14 protein-coding genes are annotated in these 15474 nt (G+C 43.4%); 6 read left to right on the top strand and 8 right to left on the bottom strand.

Features of this window, described 5'->3' with window-relative positions; all coding sequences use genetic code 11:
- Positions 1–854, top strand: an 854-nt coding sequence (locus tag QM629_RS06840; RefSeq protein ID WP_415158527.1) for a hypothetical protein, incomplete at its 5' end; no start/stop codon positions are given.
- Between the two features lie 412 nt (positions 855–1266).
- On the opposite strand, the gene fbp is transcribed toward QM629_RS06840, so the two are convergent.
- Positions 1267–2289 (bottom strand): class 1 fructose-bisphosphatase, encoded by a 1023-nt coding sequence (fbp, locus tag QM629_RS06835; RefSeq protein ID WP_415158525.1) that lies wholly within the window; start codon positions 2287–2289, stop codon positions 1267–1269.
- Between the two features lie 232 nt (positions 2290–2521).
- Between fbp and QM629_RS06830 the strand changes: the two genes are divergently transcribed.
- Positions 2522–3397 carry a cell division protein FtsX gene (locus QM629_RS06830; RefSeq protein ID WP_415158523.1) on the top strand — a complete coding sequence of 292 codons (876 nt, stop codon included), beginning with the start codon at positions 2522–2524 and terminating at the stop codon, positions 3395–3397.
- A gap of 133 nt (positions 3398–3530) precedes the next feature.
- Here QM629_RS06830 and QM629_RS06825 read toward each other — a convergent pair whose 3' ends face one another.
- The 3 genes from QM629_RS06825 to pdeM all read right to left on the bottom strand — a co-directional run bounded on the left by QM629_RS06825 (position 3531) and on the right by pdeM (position 7589).
- Entirely contained in the window at positions 3531–5108 is a 1578-nt protein-coding gene (locus QM629_RS06825) for a glycerol-3-phosphate dehydrogenase/oxidase (RefSeq protein WP_415158521.1), read from the bottom strand.
- A 135-nt stretch (positions 5109–5243) separates the two neighbouring features.
- The gene (cysS, locus tag QM629_RS06820; RefSeq protein ID WP_415158519.1) at positions 5244–6752 is read right to left on the bottom strand and encodes a cysteine--tRNA ligase; all 1509 of its coding nucleotides are present in this window, start codon (positions 6750–6752) and stop codon (positions 5244–5246) included.
- A gap of 174 nt (positions 6753–6926) precedes the next feature.
- A complete protein-coding gene (pdeM, locus tag QM629_RS06815; protein WP_415158517.1) occupies positions 6927–7589 on the bottom strand; it encodes a ligase-associated DNA damage response endonuclease PdeM in 663 nt (220 codons plus the stop codon).
- A 173-nt stretch (positions 7590–7762) separates the two neighbouring features.
- On the opposite strand from pdeM, the gene glyA reads away from it, so the two are divergent.
- From glyA to coaD, 4 genes are all read left to right on the top strand, one after another.
- On the top strand, positions 7763–9043 hold the full coding sequence (glyA, locus tag QM629_RS06810) for a serine hydroxymethyltransferase (RefSeq protein WP_415158515.1): 1281 nt from the start codon (positions 7763–7765) through the stop codon (positions 9041–9043).
- A 291-nt stretch (positions 9044–9334) separates the two neighbouring features.
- A complete protein-coding gene (gene pyrR / locus QM629_RS06805) occupies positions 9335–9856 on the top strand; it encodes a bifunctional pyr operon transcriptional regulator/uracil phosphoribosyltransferase PyrR (RefSeq protein WP_415158513.1) in 522 nt (173 codons plus the stop codon).
- 163 nt (positions 9857–10019) lie between these two features.
- Positions 10020–10952, top strand: coding sequence for an aspartate carbamoyltransferase catalytic subunit (locus QM629_RS06800; RefSeq protein ID WP_415158511.1), 933 nt, complete (start codon positions 10020–10022; stop codon positions 10950–10952).
- 265 nt (positions 10953–11217) lie between these two features.
- The gene (gene coaD, locus QM629_RS06795; RefSeq protein ID WP_415158509.1) at positions 11218–11688 is read left to right on the top strand and encodes a pantetheine-phosphate adenylyltransferase; all 471 of its coding nucleotides are present in this window, start codon (positions 11218–11220) and stop codon (positions 11686–11688) included.
- Positions 11689–11757: 69 nt separating this feature from the next.
- Here the strand turns inward: coaD and QM629_RS06790 are convergent, their stop codons facing one another.
- The 4 genes from QM629_RS06790 to QM629_RS06775 form a co-directional block, all read right to left on the bottom strand.
- Entirely contained in the window at positions 11758–13368 is a 1611-nt protein-coding gene (locus QM629_RS06790; protein WP_415158507.1) for a Na+/H+ antiporter, read from the bottom strand.
- A gap of 312 nt (positions 13369–13680) precedes the next feature.
- Positions 13681–14601 carry an alpha/beta fold hydrolase gene (locus QM629_RS06785; RefSeq protein ID WP_415158505.1) on the bottom strand — a complete coding sequence of 307 codons (921 nt, stop codon included), beginning with the start codon at positions 14599–14601 and terminating at the stop codon, positions 13681–13683.
- Between the two features lie 133 nt (positions 14602–14734).
- Entirely contained in the window at positions 14735–14959 is a 225-nt protein-coding gene (locus QM629_RS06780) for a hypothetical protein (protein WP_415158503.1), read from the bottom strand.
- 101 nt (positions 14960–15060) lie between these two features.
- Positions 15061–15471, bottom strand: a complete 411-nt coding sequence (locus QM629_RS06775; RefSeq protein ID WP_415158501.1) for a VOC family protein — start codon at positions 15469–15471, stop codon at positions 15061–15063.
- Positions 15472–15474: the final 3 nt, after the last annotated feature.

Here is a 15474-nt window from a genome sequence, read left to right as displayed (position 1 = left end):
CCAGCCCGCTCACTGCATTCCTGGCGCAGCAAAATATTGTGCCGGCAAACGATGCGGCCACCGGCGCAGCGGCCCAAACGCACGATGCCAGCCGCGGCCTGCTTAAAAAGCAAAGCGAAAACTACCGACAGCTCCGCGATCATTATATCAGTGCGCCTTGGGCGCACCTTACCGGCGGCGTTCAGTTTCTCAAAACCTTTTATAAAGGCAATACGAAGGAACTGGGCAACTGGGGCATAACCATTACCGATGGCGGAAAGGTAAATTACCCCGCCGCATTTGCTGACCGCACCACGGTGTTCATTGCTTTTACCGCAAAGCACAACAGTTATACCAGCGGCGACAGCCCTTTACAGCCATTTCTCACACAAAACAATATAAACTTAAACGCCGACAGCGCCCAGGTGGAACAGGCTGCCACGAACAACGCCAGTTTCACCGCCGCATCGCAGCAAAGCGAGAACGAAACCGAGCTTCGCAACCAGCTTTGGCTGCCCGTGCTGGCAAACGTGAAAGCTATTGGTAATTATTTGATGAAATTGTACAGCAACAACCAAAAAGCCCTCGGAAACTGGGGTTTTGTGGTGGACGACAGCGCCCAAAAGCCCAAACTGCGCACCACAAAGCTGAAACTGGGGGAGCAAATAACGATTATGAGCATAAAACTGGGAACTACGCTCACAAATATTGGAGAAACAGATTTGCATATCTATAAAGGAAAAACAACAAGCGGAACGCCGTTGATAGTTCACAGAGAAGAACAGGTGGGCATGCAAAAAGGGTTTAGCACTATAACAGTGGTGAACCCATCTATATTAGAAACCGGCGCATTTACAGTAATTGTAAATGCTTAAACGGCGAAACTTATTTGTAAAACAGCGAAAATAATTGGAAAAACAGCGAAATCATTTCAAAAAACAGCGAGAATTATCGCAAAAACAGCGAAAAGACTTGAAAAAACAGCGAGAAGGATTAAAAAAACAGCGAGAAGGAATGATTAAACAGCGAAAAAAACACTAATAGCGGCGAAATGCGCCTGATGCACCTAAATCTCATTTCTTAAAAGCGGGAAAATGGGATTGAGAAAGCTGTTACAATACATTTTAGCTAACTATTATCCACAAAAACATATAGCCGGCTGCTGAATGGGTTAATTTAATGGCAATGGATTGGCTGAAGCCGGTAATTTTCGTGAAGCAGCCTGGCCAAAGCAAGGGTTTGGCACTTCTTCTTCCTGATAATTTTTATTGATAGGGGAAAAAATTTTTAAGGTTTCACCGCATCATTAATATAATCGAGGCACTCCTGCACCATGTTTTTACTGCCGGTAATAAACGGTGTTCTTTCATGCAGCCTGGCTGGCTGAATATCCAGTATGCGCATGCTGCCATTGCTCGATTTGCCGCCTGCCACTTCCATAATAAATGCGCAGGGATTGCATTCATACATCAGCCTTAGCTTTCCGGCAGGTTTTTGGGCGGTGCCGGGATAAATAAAGATGCCGCCCTTAATTAAAGTGCGGTGCACATCAGCCACCATGCTGCCGATATAACGATTGGTGTAAGGGCCGCCATTGGTTTCGTTTTTGTGCTGGCAGTTGGTAATGTATGCCTGCATGCCGCTGCTTAGCGAAAAAAAGTTCGCGTGATTAACGGAATAAATTTTCCCGTCATCAGGAACTTTTATATCAGGATGGCTTAAACAAAATTCACCAATGGAAGGGTCGAGCGTAAAACCATTAACGCCCCTGCGCGTGGCATATACCAAAATGGTAGAGGAGCCATAAATAATGTAGCCCGCAGCAACCTGCCGTGAACCGGCCTGTAAAAAATCGCTGGTATCACAAGGTGTACCGGGCAAGGTAACACGCCTGTACACACCGAATATGGTACCGATAGAAGTATTGGTGTCAATATTGGCGCTCCCATCCAGTGGGTCGAACATCACCACATATTTGCTGTGGTTACTTATCTCATCGTCAAACACCACAATATCATCCATTTCTTCGCTGGCAATGCCGGCGCAGCTAATGCCGTGTTTTAAAACGCCTATCAGTTGGGCATTGGAGTATATATCAAGCTTCTTAACTTCTTCTCCCTGCACATTTACAGCGCCTGCATCGCCCAGTATGTCAACCAGCCCGGCTTTATTTACTTCCACGTTAATGCGTTTGGCGGCAAGGCCAATGTCTCTTAATAAAGCGCTGAGCTCGCCTGTGGCGTTGGGTATGCTGCGATATTGTTTAATGGTAAATTCATCCAGCGTTGCGTATTGCCTGTTTATGTTCATGCGCACGAATGTATTAATACTAACTTTTGATATTGCATTTTTTTTCCGGAAACGATTGAGAACGATGATCAATCGGGCAAGGCTTAAACTATGCCTGAAAATAAAAAATCATATAGCCTTTATTTGTTATAATAATTAAAAGATTTACATCGTTAACTGAAAACGGGGTTATTCTTTCATAAAAGGCGGCTTTATCGTATAAATTTGCCGGCATTGTAAAAGCGGAAATATTATGGCAGCAGTTAAAAGCAAATCTTTAAGGCGCAGCAAGCCTAATTATATTTACAGTATTGTGGGTGTGGCATTGGTTTTATTGATCCTCGGCATTATGGGCTGGCTGTTTTTGAACCTGGCCCAGGCCGGCAATGCATTTAAAGAAGACATTCGCATAAGCGCTTACCTGCGCACCATGAACAAAGACAGTATTACACAAATCCGGCAATATATTGCCGGGCAGCCATACGCTAAAAATGTAGTGTATGTAGATAAAGAAAAAGCAAAAGATATATGGAATAAAGACAATAATGAAGACTGGAATAAGATACTGGATGTTAATCCTTTGCCCGAAAGCATTGATTTTTACGCAAGGGCCGCGTATGTAAATAAAGACAGCCTTGATAAAATTTCAAACGATATCATGCGCCTGTACAGCAACCAGATCACGGATCTTCAATATCCGTCGGGGCTGGTAAATAACTTGAATGAGCGCGCTTCAAAACTGGGGGTTATATTTTTAGTAGTGGCCATTGTGCTCTGCATTATTGTTATTATAAGCATTGATACCACCATACGCCTTGCCATGTTCAGCAACCGCTTCTTAATTAAAACCATGCAAATGGTGGGCGCAACAAGAAGTTTTATTGCAAGGCCCATGGATTTGCGTGCCATTATAAATGGTTTAATAAGCGCTCTTATAGCCATCGCAGTTTTGTTTAGCTTAATGCAGTGGGCCGAAAGCCAGTTTCCGCAATTAAAGGCCATTCATAACACCGGCCTTATAGTTACTTTGTTTGGCGGGCTCATCATAATCGGTATCGGCATCTCGCTCTTTAGCACGCATCGCAGCGTGTTGAAATACCTGCGCATGAAACTGGATGATTTATATTAAGAAGCATTTGCAGGTAAGCTCACAGCATGCAGCCTGAAGCGTTTATTTTAAAGTTTACAGGTTCACGGGTTCACCAGTTCACGGGTTATTTTAAATGAAACAATCGTACATTAAATAACGTAAGGTTAGAAGCTCATAGCTCATGCCTCATTCCTTCAGGCAAATATTGCTTTGCAAATGCGGTGAAACTATCAGTTTCGCTTTGTACCCAGGCTTCATCCTTTTTCAGTACAGCAGCCATTTGCTTTGCCACAAAAGGCGCAGCCTGTATGGCTTTGCGGGCATCAAGGAATAGCAGCCTTGTTCTGCGTGCCAGCACATCTTCAATGCAAACAGCCATTTCGTTTTCTATAAAATGCTGAATATTGTTTAAAGAATAGATGCGCTCAATGCTGCCGTCATAATTTATAGCGCTGAAAGCGCTGTCTTCTATCGGCAGGTTATGGGTAATACAATCGCCGGTTTTGATCTTGCCAACAAATACCGCATTGTTAACCGCATCTTCTGCCATCCTTCTGTAAGTTGTCCATTTGCCACCGGTTATGGTGATAAGGTTGGAGACAGATACGATTATTACATGATCCCTGCTTAATAAAGAGGTATTCGTAACGCCCTTGGTTCTTACCAGCGGGCGCAGGCCTGCAAACATGCTGTCAACATTATCAATCGTAATATTAGCGTTGAGATAGCGGTTGATATGCTTTAAGATGAAATCAATTTCTTCCTGCAGGGGCACAGGCTCATCGCTGATGCTTTTAACTTCTGTATCGGTTGTGCCCAAAATAACTTTATTGTGCCAGGGCACAGCAAACAATACCCGCTTGTCATCTGTTTTGGGTATCATCATAGCATAATCGCCGGGAAAAATTTTTTTATCAATTACCAAATGAATTCCCTGAGATGGTGTTACAATATCTTCTGCATTTTTATTATCCATCTGCAGAATATCATCAGCAAAAACGCCTGTGGCATTGATGACCGTTTTGCTTTTTATTTCAAACGTTTTATTCGAAAGCACATCTTCCGCCACAACGCCGCAAACTGTGGGCTGTTTGCCGGCAGGCGCTTCTGTTTTTAATAATGATATGGCTTCGCAATAATTAATTAAAACCGCGCCGTGTTTCACGGCTGTTTGGGCGAGGGCAATGGCAAGCCTTGCATCATCAAACTGGCCATCGTAATAAACAATGCCGCCCGATAAATTATTCTGATTGATGCCGGGCAAAAATTTAAGGGTTGATTTTTTGTTTAAGATTTTTGTTTTTCCCAAACTCAGTTTGCCGGAAAGCAGGTCGTATATTTTTAAGCCGCTGCCAAAGTAAATTTTTTGGGCCAGTGAAAATGCCGGTATAATAAAGCCGAGTTTCTGCGTGGTATGCGGTGCGTTTTTCAACAGCCAGCCTCTTTCTTTCAGTGCTTCGCGCACCAGTTTTATATTGCCCTGTTCAAGGTAGCGTACGCCGCCATGCACCAGTTTGGTAGAGCGGCTCGAAGTGCCTTTGGCAAAATCATCTGCTTCAATAAGCAGGGTTGAAAGCCCGCGGGTGGCAGCATCCACCGCAGCGCCAAGGCCGGTAGCGCCGCCACCAATAATTACAACATCCCATATTTTGTTTTCATCCAGCTTTGCTAACATGGATGAGCGACAGCCCATTCCAAACCCTTCCCCGGGGGAAGGGCTTTCACTTCCCAAAAAACTTGTATTGCTCATATCGTTTTTAACTTACATTACTTTCTTTCTAACGAGCTTAATAGAAATGCAATGAAACTAAATTTTTAGAGACTATCAAGTCCCTTTCCTTTGGAGAACTTGTCCCGACTACTCGGGAGGGATTTAGGGATAGGCTTAGGAGAGGCTGTAACTCATGTTCCCGTCTTTTTCGTCTTTAAGCTGAATGCCGAGTGTGAGCAGTTCGTTACGGATCCTGTCGCTGGTAGCATAATCTTTCCTGGCGCGGGCATCTTTACGCATATTGATCAGCACATGAATAAGGCCATCCAGTTTATTATTGTCTGAGCCCACCTGTACATTCAAACCGAGCACATCTTCAATATACAGTTTCATTTTTTCTTTCAGCAACTCAATGGTGGAGGCGCTAATGGCATCGGCGGCAATGTGCTTGTCTTTCAAACCATTAATCACCGGCACTAATTCAAACATATTCGCCAATACTTTGGCTGTGCCGAAATCATCGTTCATAAAATCATCCATTTCACGCAGCAGCTTAATACAACGCTCATCAATTTCCCCATTGGCAGCAGCATTGCCGCCTGACGGTGAAAGCTTCTTAAGGTTATCATACGCTTCCCACAAACGCTTTAATCCTTTTTCTGACGCCTGCAGGGCCTCATTGCTGAAATCGAGCGTGGAGCGGTAATGCGTTTGCAGAATAAAAAAGCGTATCACCATGGGATGATAAGCCTGCTGCAAAACAGGGTTATCGCCGCTGAATAATTGTGTAAGCGTAATTACATTGTTGTAACTCTTGCCCATCTTTTTACCGTTGATGGTGATCATATTATTGTGAATCCAGTAACGGGCAGGTATATAGCCGTTGCAAACATTGCTTTGTGCAATCTCGCATTCATGGTGCGGGAAAAGAAGGTCCATACCGCCGCCATGAATATCAAACTGCCCGCCCAGATATTTTGTGCTCATGGCCGAGCATTCAATATGCCATCCCGGAAAACCATCGCCCCACGGGCTTTTCCAGCGCATGATGTGTTCGGGCGGTGCATTCTTCCACAACGCAAAATCATTGGTATTGCGTTTTTCTTCCTGGTTATCCAGTTCGCGGGTAGTGGCGATCATTTCATCCAGCACACGGCCGCTCAGTATGCCGTAAGGCTCGCCTTTTTTACTGTAGTCTGTATTATATTTCTCCACATCAAAATAAACAGAACCATTCACCACGTAAGCATAACCATCGGCAATGATCTGCTCAATCATGCCAATCTGTTCAATAATGTGGCCGGTTGCGGCAGGCTCAATGGTCGGGTCGAGATTATTCAGTTGTTTCATGCCCCAATGGTACAGGTTAGTGTATTTCTGCACCAGTTCCATTGGTTCCAGTTTTTCCAGCACTGCCTTTTTAGAGATTTTATCTTCCGCAGCCCGGCCTTCTTCTTCAAAATGGCCCGCATCGGTAATATTGCGCACATAACGCACTTTATAACCCAGGTGCATCAGCCACCTGAAAACAATATCGAATGTTATGTATGGCCTTGCATGGCCCAGGTGGCTTTCGCCGCTTACCGTGGGCCCGCATACATATAAACCTGCATGCCCGGGTGTGATGGATGTAAAAACTTCTTTTTCCCTTGTAAGTGAATTATAAACTTTTAGCTCGCTCATTTGAATACATAATTTTTTGGTGACGAGCTACGTGCTTCGTGGCATCGTCCCTTGCGTCGCAACACTTCGGCCGTTGAATGATATGGCAGCTCCGGCCTGTTGATGCGTGTGGTTGCAAAAATCAAGGCATTTTTTTAATTCAGCAATATATTTTTTTAGGCATTGCCAATCGTTTTATACCACTATTAATTCGCCGTTCACTATGGCGAATACATGGTCTGTTTTCTTTTTTTTGATCAATGCCAGCCCGCTGAATTTAGAAAATGCCGGCAGCACGCCAAATGCATCATTAAAATAAAAACAGGGAAAACTTAAATGCTGCCTGCTTTTGCCTTTTATGGAAATGCCGGGATGCAAATGACCGGTGATGAAATAGGCGTCAGCATGATCTGTATATTTCTCTATCTCTGCATAATCATGCATGAAAGCAAAAGTGTTTATTCGTAAAGGCGCATCAGCAAACACATTGATCTTTGTTTGTGCATACCAGTCGCCGTGCAGGATGTCATGATTGCCTTTAACCAGTAATATTTCAAGTTGTGTAAAATCATTGCGCCACTTTTCAAACAGCAAATGTTCTTTGTTGGCGCGGCTGTGAAAAAGATCGCCCACAACAACCAGTTGTTCCGGCTTATAAAATTGCAAAAGGCTGAAAAGGCGTTGCAAATCTTCCATAAAAGCAGGTTGCGGCATGGGTATGCCCGCTTTCCTGAAATGGCCGGTTTTACCAAAATGGCTGTCGGATAAAATGAGCGTTCTCTCCTCTTCCCAAAAAACGGCCCGCTCCGGCGAAAGCCATAAATGCTGGCCCCTGAAATTAAAACAATGCTGCTTCATCTGCTGTTGCAAACATAGGCCATGCTTAAAAAATTATTGGTGAAGGTGGATAAAAAAGATGCTTTAAGCACCATCAGGCTTTACGCCTTCTTCTTCCAGGTATTTGCCGATTAAAACCGGTAACCTGAATCTTATAACCTGCAACTGATTACTTTTGCGCCCAAATTGAAGTCATGCAAAAAGATACAGCCGTATTTTCTCTCATTCAAAACGAGCTCGAACGCCAGCGCCGCGGCATTGAACTGATAGCCAGTGAAAACTTTACCAGCCTGCCAACCATGCAGGCCATGGGAAATGTAATGACGAATAAATATGCCGAAGGCTATCCCGGCCGCCGCTATTATGGCGGTTGCGAAGTGGTGGATGAATGTGAGCAGCTTGCCATAAACAGGCTTAAAGAAATCTTTAACCTTGAGTATGCCAACGTGCAGCCGCACAGCGGTGCACAGGCCAATGCAGCCGTAATGCTGGCTGTTTTGCAGCCCGGCGATCCCATTCTTGGCTTAGACCTGAGCATGGGTGGCCATCTTACACATGGTTCGGCCGTAAACTTCAGCGGTAAACTGTATGTACCGCATTTTTATGGTGTGGGCAAGGAAACCGGTACAGTTGATTATGACATGCTGGAAACAAAAGCACGCGAAGTAAAGCCTAAATTAATTGTGTGCGGCGCCAGCGCTTACAGCCGCGACTGGGATTATGCCCGCATACGCAAAGTGGCTGATGAAGTGGGTGCTTTGATTATGGCTGATATTGCGCATCCTGCCGGCTTAATTGCAAAGAAGTTATTGAATGATCCATTCGATCATTGCCATATTGTTACTTCCACCACGCACAAAACCTTACGCGGCCCACGCGGCGGCATCATAATGATGCGCAAGGATTTTGAAAACCCGTTTGGCATAAAAGACCCGAAAGGCAATATCCGCATGATGAGCAGCCTGCTCGACCTGGCGGTTTTTCCCGGCACACAAGGTGGCCCGCTGGAACATATCATCGCTGCAAAAGCTGTGGCCTTCGGCGAAATTCTTACCGATGCATTTACGGTGTACGCAAAGCAGGTCATTGCCAATGCACAGGCTATGGCCAAAGCTTTCAATGAGAAAGGGTATAAAAGCATAAGCGATGGCACTGATAACCATTTGCTGCTGCTCGATCTTCGCAATAAAAATATATCCGGTAAAAAAGCGGAACAGGTATTGGGCAAGGCTGATATTACGGTAAATAAAAACATGGTTCCGTTTGATGATAAGAGTGCTTTTGTAACATCAGGTATTCGTGTCGGTGTGCCTGCTGTAACAACAAGAGGTATGAAAGAAGAAAACATGCAGTTTATTGTTGACAGCATTGATGCCGCTTTGATGCATGCCGATGAAGAAGCTTTTCTTTCATCACTTAAAGGCAAAGTGAATGAGTTTATGACGCAGTTTCCTTTGTATCCTGAGCTGGGATAAAAGCTTCGCTGTTTATCTTTCAGGTTGCCGGCAGCGGTATTTCATGGCAGCATGGTCGCAGCTTGTCCGCCGTGGCGGATCGCATCACCTCGGTAATTTATAGTTGTAAAACACGGTCAGACGCATCAAAGCGTCAGACCGGTAACAACAATTCCAGACTGCCTTAAAATTTGCTCCATCGTTCAATGCTTATGCAGCTTGATCTGCATAATTATTGAACCTGTAACACGCTGCTTCATCAGCCAATACAATTAATCTTTATCTTTATTCGGGATCAAAAAAACCTACGCTTTGAAATCTATTCTCACAAAAAACCAGATTAAGTTAACGGTAAAAAGATTGGCGCACCAGATACTGGAGAATCATCTTAATCTTGAAAATACAGTGCTCATCGGCATTCAGCCGAGAGGCATTTTTTTGAGCGACAGGATTGTTGATGAAATGAAGCAGTTAATTCCTTCAGATAAAATATTATACGGAAAACTCGATATTACTTTTTACCGCGATGATATTCGTGAGGAATTAAAGCTTGCCAATACAACACAAATTCCTTTCAGCACCGCCGGAAAAAATATTGTTATTATTGATGATGTTTTATGGACTGGCCGCACCATCCGCTCCGCATTGGATGCATTGATTGATTTTGGCCGCCCCAAAAAAGTAGAGCTCTGCGTGCTGATTGACCGCCGCTTCAGCCGCGAACTGCCCATACAGGCGGATTACATTGGCCGCGCCATTGATACTTTTCCTTCGCAAAAAGTATATGTGCGCTGGCAGGAAAATCATGGTGCTGATGAAGTGATATTGGAGTGATGCATATTTTAAGGTTTACAGGTTCACTTGTTCACAGGTTGTTGCTCCTTGTGTTTAAAGTTGAATGTATAAAGTTTAAGGTTTCCTTCCACCGGGAGGTATGTTATAAAAACTGCAAACTATAAACTGTAAACTACAAACTAAACTATATCTTCGCTTTTTAATGAGGCTGTCATCAAAAAACCTGCTCGGCATTAAAGATCTTTCCAAAGAAGATATCCGGTTAATTCTTTCCACCGCAAGCCAGTTTAAAGAAGTATTGCAAAGGCCTGTAAAAAAAGTGCCTTCGCTGCGCGATGTAACCATCGTAAATCTTTTCTATGAAAATTCTACCCGTACAAGGTTTTCATTTGAGCTGGCCGAAAGAAGATTAAGCGCTGATGTTTTAAACTTTGCTGCCGGCACGTCATCAGCAGCAAAAGGGGAAACGCTTCTTGATACCGTTAATAATATTCTCAGCATGAAGGTGGATATGGTGGTGATGCGCCACAGTGCAACCGGTGCGCCGCATTTTCTTGCGCAGCATATTCCGGCAGCCATTGTAAATGCAGGCGATGGCATTAACGAACATCCCACGCAGGCTTTGCTCGACGCTTATTCCATACAGGAAAAAAAAGGCAGGCTGGAAGGTTTGAAAGTGGCCATCATCGGCGACATTATGCACAGCCGTGTAGCGCTCAGCAATATTTACCTGCTTGCCAAAATGGGCGCTGAAATTACCATTGCAGGCCCGCCAACGCTTATTCCAAAATATCTGCAGGATGCATTTAATGTAAATGTTACCTATAATGTAAAAGAAGCCTTGCAGTGGTGCGATGTGGCAAATGTGTTGCGTATACAGTTAGAAAGGCAGAACCAGCCATTGTTTTCTTCGCTGCGGGAATATAATCTTGCCTATGGCATAAAAAGAAGTTTGCTCGACAGCATTGGTAAAGACATTGTGATTATGCACCCGGGGCCAATAAATCGCGGCGTGGAATTAGACAGTGATGTGGCCGACGGGCCGTATTCTATTATTTTAAACCAGGTTGAAAATGGTGTAGCGGTACGCATGGCGGTTTTATATTTATTAAGCCCGCAAAATGCCAATGCTTAACAACAACTTGTTTAATACTTTTTAATAGACCACACAGGTGCATAGAAATTACATAGAACCAAGCATTAAAATTGGTGCTGTATATTTGGTAAATCATAGTATTTTCATCTTCGATGAAAATCTTTGTGCTCCTTTCCATTAAAGATGTAAAGAAACCATGTTCCTGTTCCCAATGTGCAGAACAGGTGGTTCATAATAAGGCCTGAACAGGTTCAATAAAAAAACAATCTTCGAAACAATTTTATAATGTTATAAGGAGAACGCTATGAGTATTTGCTTATTTCCGGGCACATTTGATCCCGTTACCCTGGGCCATATAGACATTATCGTACGGGCAAAGCCTTTGTTTAAAAAAATTGTAATTGGCATAGGCAAAAACGCATCCAAATCGCCTATGTTTTCTGCCGAGCAAAGACTGGAATGGTTCCGGGAAATTTTTAAAGATGAGCCGGGCATTGATGCCGCCATTTATGAAGGCCTCACCATCAATTTCTGCAATGAAATAGGCGCGAAGTTTATACTGCGCGGCATTCGCTATGTAAGCGATTTTGAATATGAAAAAGCTATTGCCGATGCCAACCGCACTTTAGATAAAAGCATTGAAACCATCTTTCTTACCGGCGAGCCCATTTATACGCATGTGGCCTCAACCATTGTAAGGGATATTATTAAGAACCACGGCGATGCCTCTCCTTTTCTGCCGGAAGTGGTAATTGAAAGCCTGAAGAAGAAATAAGCGGTTACGGGAAAAACCATCGTTTCCGGTAAACCACCGGTCAGGCCGCTGCACAGGCCGACCGGCCTGCTACTGTTTTGTAAGGCGCGCTTCTTCCAGGTCCAGGCTGTCTTCCAGGTCTCTTATAATATAATCTTCATAGCTTTTTTCATCTTCTATCTTGTGCAGTATGCGCCTTCGCTGTTCAATAAGGTCGAGCATGATCTTTCTGTACAGTTTTCTTGAAGAACCTACAAATTCTTTTGCAGTCAGTTCTTCGCCCCGCGCTTTATCCGTAGCTTCAATGCTTCTTTCAAACTGTTCTTTTATCCTGGCGACTGATTCGTACTTTTCCAGTTCTTCCTTATAATTATCACTAAGGTATTTTACCACTTCTTTTGCTATGCGGTAGCGTATATCTTCTATCTGCACTTCGGCGGGCACATAATCATCTATCTCTTCAATCTTCAAAAGCTTAATAAAAAATGGCAATGTAAGGCCCTGAAAAACCAGTGTAACAAGAATAACCACAAATGTGATAAAAAGAATAAGGTTCCTGTGCGGGAAAGCGCTGCCATCATCCAAAGTAAGCGGAATGGCAAGCGCAGAAGCCAAAGAAACCACGCCCCTCATTCCAGACCAGCCTATAATAAAAGGAAATTTTAATCCCGGGCTCTTTTCTTTTTTCCGGATGGTGGGGCTAAGCCATCTCGGAACAAATTCCATTAAATAAACCAGCACAATCCTCAGTGCAATCACAATGGCCACAATAATAAGCGCATATTTTATAGCTACGCTTATCTGGTATTCCCCTCTCATGCCTTCCATTATTACGGGCAGCTCAAGGCCTATTAATATAAATACAAACCCGTTCAGTAAAAAATCAACCGTTTCCCATACTTCCTTGGTTTGTATGCGCGTGTGGTAATTAAGAAAATCTTTTGAGCGGAACGATAAAAACAACCCGCCGCTTACCACGGCCAATACCCCCGACCAATGAAACTCTTCGGCAATGATATACATGAGGTAGGGAGCAATGAGTGTAATGGGCGTGGTGATACTGGAAGATTTTGCCCACGATATGAGGATAAAATACAGCAAATGGGCAATTACCAGCCCCACAAACACGCCCATAACCGAAAGCACAAAGAAATTAACAATGGCATCCCGGGCTACAAAATCGCCTGTTTTTATAGTAGTCAGCGCAAATGTGAAAACAGTGAGCGAAGCCGCATCATTCACAAGGCTTTCACCTTCCAGTATGGCAATGCCCCGTTTGGGTATGTTGGCGCCCTTTAATACCGAAGCTGCCGCCACTGCATCGGGCGGAGATATAATACCGCCCAGCAAAAAACCCATTGCCAGTGTAAAACCGGGAATAATGCTGACAGAAAAATGCGCAATAGCCATGGAAGTAAAAAACACAAGCCCAAAGCCCAGCAGGAAAATAGACCGCTTCCATTTCCAGAAACTGCTCCACGACGTATGCCATGCGGCATCAAACAACAGGGGTGGCAGGAAAATAAGAAATACCATATCGGGGCTGATGCTGATATTAGGTACTTGCGGGATAAACGATATGCCCAGCCCCCCAATAACCAGGAAAATAGGATAGGAGATTTTTATGCGCTGGCTTAATATAAACAACAAAGCCATTGCAAAAAACAACGATATAATAAGTAACAGGCTATGGTGTATCATATGCTGCTAAAATACGAACATCATTTTTAGTGAAAGATAGGATCCGCAGATGGCTTCAACACCCTTTTTATAGCCTGGAATTTTAAAAACATGCAGCAGGTAAAGACAAATCTCCGGCCTGTTCCCTGACGAAAAAATCCGGCCTTGCCGGTTAAAATATAAATAGCTGGTGGCAGATTGCTTAATACTATGCCATAATCCCCTAACGGACAGCAATGTTCAATACGCAATATTCCATGCCGGCATCCTGAATATTGTTATTGTGTATTGATTGTTTGTATGGTAACTGTTTGCAAGCGCAGGCCTCTTAACTCACTCCTGCTCACCATCCCTTATTATCAAAGGTTCATTACCGGGCAGTATCTCATATCCTTCTTCCAGTATATCATTCTCATCTACAACCCCTGCAGAAATAAACGAAATAATATCCCTGTTCAAAATATTTTTATGCGTAAAGAATAAGCCGTGCGGGGCGCCGGGATAAACCTTGTATAAAGCGCCCTTTATTAATTTGGCAGCCACTTCACCGGTTGCTTTTATGGGCACTGTTTTATCCTCATCACCATGAATAATTAAAGCAGGCACGGTGATAGCGGAAAGCTCGTTCCTGAAATCAGTTTGGGAAAAAGATTCGGCACAACTGAGCATAGCTTTTTGGGAAGCTGTAAAAGCGAGCGAATTTGTCCATTCCACTATGCCTGCACTTACCGGGTGGCTAAAAAAGCCTATCCCATAAAACTGCTTTGCAAAATTTGCAAGAAACCCTGGGCGGTCTTTTCTTATTTCCTGGTCAAATTCCCTGAAAGTTTCCAACGGCACCCCGTCCGGATTATCACCTGTTTCCAACATATATGGAACAACTGAACTTACCAGGATAATGCGGCTTACCCTTTCGCAGGCATGTTTGCTGCAATAACGCACTACTTCTCCCCCGCCCATTGAAAAACCAACCAGGGTAGCGTTATTCACATCCAGTTCATCCAGCAAATTTTTAAGGTCTTCTGCCAGCGTATCGTAATCATAGCTGTTAAGCGACTGGTCTGATTTACCAAACCCCCGCCTGTCATACACAATACAACGGTAACCCAGTTCCCGTAAGGGCGTTAACTGGTATTCCCACATTTGATGCGTTAGCGGCCAGCCGCCAATAAAAACAATTGGGTTATCATTTCCAAGGTCTTCATAAAATAACTGAAGCGTTTCTGTACCTGTTTTACTTTTAAAATATGGCATAGATAATTTTTTAATGAAGTTATAACCATTATCAATCAGGCAATTTTATTGCCATAAATAACCAGTTTTTAAAATAAAACATTGATATAATAACGGGATAATATATACAGGCTATTGCCCGGCGGCATTATGATTATTGAAAGGTGCTGCCACGGGCAACAATAGAAGCCCGAAGCCGTTTTGTATATTTCATATCAGGTTGTTCCTGCCAGCCTTTTTCGGGTTTAATTAAATGAAACCCAATTTCGTCTTCAATAATATAAGGTTTATCGTCTGCCTGCACATGTAACGCCCGCCATAACGCTGTCCGCAATGCCGTGTTGTCTGGTTGCTTTGTTTTTCTTTTTATATTTTCCATTTTATCCTGATTTTAATTAACACGGCCAACTACAAGTGTATAATCTCTTAATTTAAAAAACCAGGAAATCGCCATTTGTATTGAAGCACAGGCAGAACGTTTTATTGTTCAGCGTAAAGCCCTATTTTGTTTCCTTCCGTGTCAATGATTATGGCAATAAATCCTGCCGGGATTTGCATTTTAGGTGCAATAATTTTTCCACCTGTCTGTTCCACTTTGTCAAGAACGGTTTGAATATATGGGCTTGCATTAATGTAAACTACTGTGCCGTTGCCTGACGGGTTGTTTCTTGCTGTTTTTGACAATATACCTGTTACGCGTCCTGATGTAGCCTGAACAACCCCTGGATTAAACGGAAAGAAAACCGCTTCATCATTTCCATCTGCCCGTTTTACCATTTCAATATCTAAAATGGTTTCATAGAATTTTTTTGCCCTGTCAATATCTGATACAGGAATTTCAAACCAGGTAATGACATTGGTTGTTTCGTCAATTTTTTTTAGTGATTGCATATT

This window comes from Parafilimonas sp. (genome assembly GCF_047606085.1).
GTDB lineage: Bacteria > Bacteroidota > Bacteroidia > Chitinophagales > Chitinophagaceae > Parafilimonas.
The sequence above is the reverse complement of the archived record's forward strand: the minus strand, read 5'-3'. Positions and strand labels throughout refer to the sequence as shown.

What these genes read in the sequence shown, in the direction of transcription:
- fbp (WP_415158525.1), bottom strand. Translation starts at nt 2,289, where the DNA reads ATGAACATAAACAGGCAATACGCAACGCTGGATGAATTTACCATTAAA.
- QM629_RS06830 (WP_415158523.1), top strand. Translation starts at nt 2,522, where the DNA reads ATGGCAGCAGTTAAAAGCAAATCTTTAAGGCGCAGCAAGCCTAATTAT.
- QM629_RS06825 (WP_415158521.1), bottom strand. Translation starts at nt 5,108, where the DNA reads ATGAGCAATACAAGTTTTTTGGGAAGTGAAAGCCCTTCCCCCGGGGAA.
- cysS (WP_415158519.1), bottom strand. Translation starts at nt 6,752, where the DNA reads ATGAGCGAGCTAAAAGTTTATAATTCACTTACAAGGGAAAAAGAAGTT.
- pdeM (WP_415158517.1), bottom strand. Translation starts at nt 7,589, where the DNA reads ATGAAGCAGCATTGTTTTAATTTCAGGGGCCAGCATTTATGGCTTTCG.
- glyA (WP_415158515.1), top strand. Translation starts at nt 7,763, where the DNA reads ATGCAAAAAGATACAGCCGTATTTTCTCTCATTCAAAACGAGCTCGAA.
- QM629_RS06800 (WP_415158511.1), top strand. Translation starts at nt 10,020, where the DNA reads ATGAGGCTGTCATCAAAAAACCTGCTCGGCATTAAAGATCTTTCCAAA.
- coaD (WP_415158509.1), top strand. Translation starts at nt 11,218, where the DNA reads ATGAGTATTTGCTTATTTCCGGGCACATTTGATCCCGTTACCCTGGGC.
- QM629_RS06790 (WP_415158507.1), bottom strand. Translation starts at nt 13,368, where the DNA reads ATGATACACCATAGCCTGTTACTTATTATATCGTTGTTTTTTGCAATG.
- QM629_RS06785 (WP_415158505.1), bottom strand. Translation starts at nt 14,601, where the DNA reads ATGCCATATTTTAAAAGTAAAACAGGTACAGAAACGCTTCAGTTATTT.
- QM629_RS06780 (WP_415158503.1), bottom strand. Translation starts at nt 14,959, where the DNA reads ATGGAAAATATAAAAAGAAAAACAAAGCAACCAGACAACACGGCATTG.
- QM629_RS06775 (WP_415158501.1), bottom strand. Translation starts at nt 15,471, where the DNA reads ATGCAATCACTAAAAAAAATTGACGAAACAACCAATGTCATTACCTGG.